The 4,969-nt window shown below is 69.5% G+C and carries 5 protein-coding genes; 3 read left to right on the forward strand and 2 right to left on the reverse strand.

The features are described from left to right. Window positions 1-58 precede the first annotated feature (58 nt). Complete coding sequence (locus AB0E85_RS39635; protein WP_361937614.1) at window positions 59-592, reverse strand: hypothetical protein; 534 nt, start codon at window positions 590-592, stop codon at window positions 59-61. 112 nt (window positions 593-704) lie between these two features. Continuing rightward, a complete protein-coding gene (locus tag AB0E85_RS39640; RefSeq protein WP_361937615.1) occupies window positions 705-944 on the reverse strand; it encodes a hypothetical protein in 240 nt (79 codons plus the stop codon). Between the two features lie 176 nt (window positions 945-1,120). Here AB0E85_RS39640 and thyX point away from each other — a divergent pair, with 176 nt between their 5' ends. The 3 genes from thyX (at window position 1,121) to AB0E85_RS39655 (ending at window position 4,814) form a co-directional block, all read left to right on the forward strand. Further along, entirely contained in the window at window positions 1,121-1,861 is a 741-nt protein-coding gene (gene thyX / locus AB0E85_RS39645) for an FAD-dependent thymidylate synthase (RefSeq protein ID WP_361937616.1), read from the forward strand. A gap of 212 nt (window positions 1,862-2,073) precedes the next feature. Continuing rightward, entirely contained in the window at window positions 2,074-2,973 is a 900-nt protein-coding gene (dapA, locus tag AB0E85_RS39650; protein WP_361937617.1) for a 4-hydroxy-tetrahydrodipicolinate synthase, read from the forward strand. A 155-nt stretch (window positions 2,974-3,128) separates the two neighbouring features. Then, entirely contained in the window at window positions 3,129-4,814 is a 1,686-nt protein-coding gene (locus AB0E85_RS39655; RefSeq protein WP_361937618.1) for a ribonuclease J, read from the forward strand. Window positions 4,815-4,969 lie beyond the last annotated feature (155 nt).

Raw genomic sequence — 4,969 nt, forward strand, 5'->3', positions numbered from 1 at the left:
CGGGGCGTCAACCCCCCCCAAACCGGGTATCCGGACCGGAACAGTGCCCACCCCCACATCACCACGCCTCGACCGAGTCGGCCGCGCGGTCGAAGGCGACCGCGCGGCCCAGGAAGTCCGCGTTGTGCGTCGTCATCAGGGGCGGCTGACCGCCCTCTTCGCGGCCCTGGCGCCCGAGCAGCAGCGCCTGCCCCTGCACGGTCCGCGGCAGCCCCAGCCAGCGCACCGGCTGCTGCACCGTCCGCACGGAGACGACCTGCTCCCAGGACGCCGTACGCGTCGTGAGGAACCCCACGTGCCGCAGCCCGCGGGCGCTGACCCATACGCCCATGCGCAGCAGCCGCAGCGCCGCGGCGATGACGAGCAGCGCGAGGGCGAACACGACCCCGGCCGATGTCGGTTCGGCCGTCGCGGCGATGATGACCGCCGCGAACAGCACGAACGAGGCGAGCAGCAGCGCGAGCGCCGCAACGCAGATGCGCCACGGCCCGGGCCGGTACGGCCGCCGCCAGCGGTCACGGTCGGCGTAGGGCAACGGAACGTCGTCCGTCGCCTCGAAAACGCGGTCGGCCGTCAGGAAGGGCAGGGGCACGGCTGGTCCTCACTCGATCCATGCGTGGGCTGTGCCCGGTGAGGCTACCGATCTGTGTCCCCGGTCACCACTGGCGGGGGGCCGGATGGAGTCACCGCCGGCGCGGTGCGGTTCAGCGCCTCTCGGACGCCTGCGACTGCTGAGGCTGATCAGCCGTCTTGTCGGGCGTCAGCGCGGGAGTCCCGATGACCAGGGACCCCACGAGCCCCGCCACGATGGTGAGACCGAGCAGCCAGCGGCCGGCCACCTCACCGAGGGACGACCGCTCGCGCGGTGGGGGAGTGACATTGCTGCGGAACCTGTCGGCCTCGGCGAGGAAGGCAAACGGCACGGGTTCACGCCGACCGAACATCAGGGGTACGTCTCCTTCAAGGGTGGAACGGATCACTTTCGTCTGTAGAGACGAACGAACTCCCTCAGAGGTGCCCTGTTTCACCGACTTCATAGCGGCACGCCACCGATCGCACGGAATTGGCCTGGCCGTAGAGTGGCGTCGCCACACGACGAGATGGGAAGGCCCTGCCAACCGTGACCGACACCCCCGCCGACGACCTCAAGCCCGGCTACCGCAGCGACGTCACCGTCGAGCTGGTCAAGCACACCGCGTCCGACGCGGACGTCCTCTTCGCCGCCCGCGTCTCCACCCTCGGCGAGCAGTCCCTGGACGAGCTGAAGAAGGACCCCGAGCGTTCCAAGGGCCTGATCAACTATCTGATGCGGGACCGGCACGGCAGCCCCTTCGAGCACAACTCGATGACCTTCCTCATCAGCGCCCCGATCTTCGTCTTCCGCGAGTTCATGCGGCACCGCGTCGGCTGGTCGTACAACGAGGAGAGCGGTCGCTACCGCGAGCTCCAGCCCGTCTTCTACGTCCCGGACGAGTCCCGCAAGCTGGTCCAGGAGGGCCGCCCGGGCAAGTACGTCTTCGTGGAGGGCACGCAGGCCCAGCAGGAGCTCGTCGGCCGTGTGATGGAGGACTCCTACCGGCAGGCGTACGAGGCCTACCAGGAGATGCTCGCCGCCGGCGTCGCCCGCGAGGTGGCCCGGGCGGTCCTCCCCGTCGGCCTGTACTCCTCGATGTACGCCACCTGCAACGCCCGCTCGCTGATGCACTTCCTCGGCCTGCGCACCCAGCACGAACTGGCGAAGGTCCCCTCCTTCCCGCAGCGCGAGATCGAGATGGTCGGCGAGAAGATGGAAGCCGAGTGGTCCCGGCTCATGCCGCTCACGTACGCCGCCTTCAACGCGAACGGACGCGTGGCGCCGTAACGCGCCCCCGGCACCCGGGCCAGGTACAGATGTACGGTTCAGCCGCGCGAAGTGTCCGTATTGCGGCATTTAGAGAAGTTCATCTAGCCTGATCAAACGGGTCCGGCACTGCTTGAACCCCCGAGCAGGCAGTGCCGGGCTCCACCTCTGTCGCGACTTGTCACCTGCCCCGCGGGCAGACCCGGTCCTGAGCAACGAGTAGCGTGTAACCCATGGCTCCGACCTCGACTCCGCAGACCCCCTTCGGGCGGGTCCTCACCGCCATGGTCACGCCCTTCACGGCGGACGGCGCACTCGACCTCGACGGCGCGCAGCGGCTCGCCGCCCACCTGGTGGACGCAGGCAACGACGGCCTGATCATCAACGGCACCACCGGCGAGTCCCCGACCACCAGCGACGCGGAGAAAGCGGATCTCGTACGGGCGGTCCTGGAGGCGGTCGGCGACCGCGCGCACGTGGTGGCCGGAGTCGGCACCAATGACACGCACCACAGCATGGAACTCGCCCGGGCGGCGGAGCGCACCGGCGCACACGGCCTGCTCGTCGTGACCCCGTACTACAACAAGCCCCCGCAGGAGGGGCTCTACCGGCACTTCACGGCCGTCGCCGACACCACCGGCCTCCCGGTGATGCTCTACGACATCCCCGGCCGCAGCGGCGTCCCGATCAACACCGAGACGCTCGTCCGCCTCGCCGAGCACCCGCGGATCGTCGCCAACAAGGACGCCAAGGGCGACCTCGGCCGCGCCAGCTGGGCCATCGCCCGCTCCGGCCTCGCCTGGTACTCCGGCGACGACATGCTGAACCTGCCCCTGCTCTCGGTCGGCGCGGTCGGCTTCGTCTCCGTCGTCGGCCACGTCGTCACCCCCGAGCTGCGCGCCCTCGTCGAGGCGTACACGTCGGGCGACGTCCAGAAGGCCACCGAGATCCACCAGCAGCTGCTCCCCGTCTACACGGGCATGTTCCGCACCCAGGGCGTGATGACCACCAAGGCGGCACTCGCCCTCCAGGGACTGCCCAGCGGGCCGCTGCGCGCCCCCATGGTCGAGTGCGCGCCCGACGAGATCGAACAACTCAAGATCGATCTTGCCGCCGGCGGGGTACAGCTCTGACATCAGACTTCGCGCGGATCCCCGCGCAACTGCTTCACAACTGAATAAGCGGGCCACCGGTGCCCGCACACCCCACACAGACAACTGCTTCTGCACGAACGTCACGAGCGCCACGTGCCCACCGGTACGTGGCGTGCGTGGTTGAGGAGAGTCTTTTGAGTCATCCGCACCCCGAACTCCGCACGCCCCCGCCGCTCCCCGAAGGCGGCCTGCGCGTCACTCCGCTCGGCGGCCTCGGCGAAATCGGCCGGAACATGACGGTCTTCGAATTCGGCGGCCGCCTCCTGATCGTCGACTGCGGCGTGCTCTTCCCCGAGGAGGAGCAGCCCGGCATCGACCTGATCCTGCCGGACTTCTCGTCCATCAGGGACCGCCTCGACGACATCGAGGGCATCGTGCTCACGCACGGTCACGAGGACCACATCGGCGGCGTCCCCTTCCTCCTGCGCGAGAAGCCGGACATCCCGCTGATCGGCTCCAAGCTGACCCTCGCCCTCATCGAGGCCAAGCTCCAGGAGCACCGCATCCGCCCCTACACGCTGGAGGTGGCGGAGGGGCACCGCGAGCGCATCGGCCCCTTCGACTGCGAGTTCATCGCGGTCAACCACTCCATCCCGGACGCGCTGGCCGTGGCGATCCGCACCCCCGCGGGCATGGCGGTCCACACCGGCGACTTCAAGATGGACCAGCTCCCGCTGGACAGCCGTCTCACGGACCTCCACGCGTTCGCACGTCTGAGCGAGGAGGGGATCGACCTCCTCCTCTCGGACTCGACGAACGCCGAGGTGCCGGGCTTCGTCCCGCCCGAGCGGGAGATCTCCAACGTCCTGCGCCAGGTCTTCGCCGGCGCCCGCAAGCGCATCATCGTCGCGAGCTTCGCCAGCCATGTGCACCGCATCCAGCAGATCCTGGACGCGGCGCACGAGTACGGCCGCCGCGTCGCCTTCGTCGGCCGCTCCATGGTCCGCAATATGGGCATCGCGCGTGACCTGGGCTACCTGAAGGTCCCCCCGGGCCTGGTCGTCGACGTCAAGACGCTCGACGACCTCCCGGACAGCGAGGTGGTCCTGGTCTGCACGGGCTCCCAGGGCGAACCGATGGCGGCCCTGTCCCGCATGGCCAACCGCGACCACCAGATCCGCATCGTCCAGGGCGACACGGTCATCCTCGCGTCGTCCCTGATCCCCGGCAACGAGAACGCGGTCTACCGCGTGATCAACGGCCTCACCCGCTGGGGCGCCAACGTGGTCCACAAGGGCAACGCCAAGGTCCACGTCTCCGGCCACGCCTCCGCGGGCGAGCTGCTGTACTTCTACAACATCTGCCGCCCGGAGAACCTCATGCCGGTGCACGGCGAATGGCGCCACCTGCGCGCCAACGCCGAGCTGGGCGCACTGACCGGCGTCCCGCACGACCGCATCGTCATCGCCGAGGACGGAGTCGCCGTCGACCTCATCGAGGGCAAGGCCAAGATCTCCGGCAAGGTCCAGGCGGGCTACGTCTACGTCGACGGCCTCTCGGTCGGTGACGTGGGCGAGCCGGCCCTGAAGGACCGCAAGATCCTCGGCGACGAGGGCATCATCTCGGTCTTCCTCGTCATCGACTCGTCCACCGGGAAGATCACCGGCGGCCCTCACATCCAAGCCCGCGGCTCCGGCATCGAGGACTCCGCCTTCGCTGACGTGGTCCCCCGGATCACGGAGGTGCTCGAACGCTCCGCGCAGGACGGCGTGGTCGAGCCCCACCAGCTCCAGCAGCTCGTACGCCGCACGCTGGGCAAGTGGGTCTCGGACACCTACCGGCGCCGCCCGATGATCCTGCCTGTGGTGGTGGAGGTCTGACGGCCCGTCGGGTCTGAGCCGACGCCAACTGGGAGCGGGGGGGGGGGGGGGGGGGTGCAATAAAAACCCGGCCCCCCCCGCGCGGCGCGCCCGGACCCGCCCTCACCCCGACCGCCCTCAAGAAGCACGCCCCCGGCCTCACCACCGCCTACAAG

The organism is Streptomyces sp. NPDC029044, from assembly GCF_040637495.1.
Taxonomy (GTDB): Bacteria; Actinomycetota; Actinomycetes; order Streptomycetales; family Streptomycetaceae; genus Streptomyces.

Coding starts and splice junctions, on each gene's coding strand:
- dapA (WP_361937617.1), top strand. CDS start 2,074: ATGGCTCCGACCTCGACTCCGCAGACCCCCTTCGGGCGGGTCCTCACC.
- AB0E85_RS39640 (WP_361937615.1), bottom strand. CDS start 944: ATGTTCGGTCGGCGTGAACCCGTGCCGTTTGCCTTCCTCGCCGAGGCC.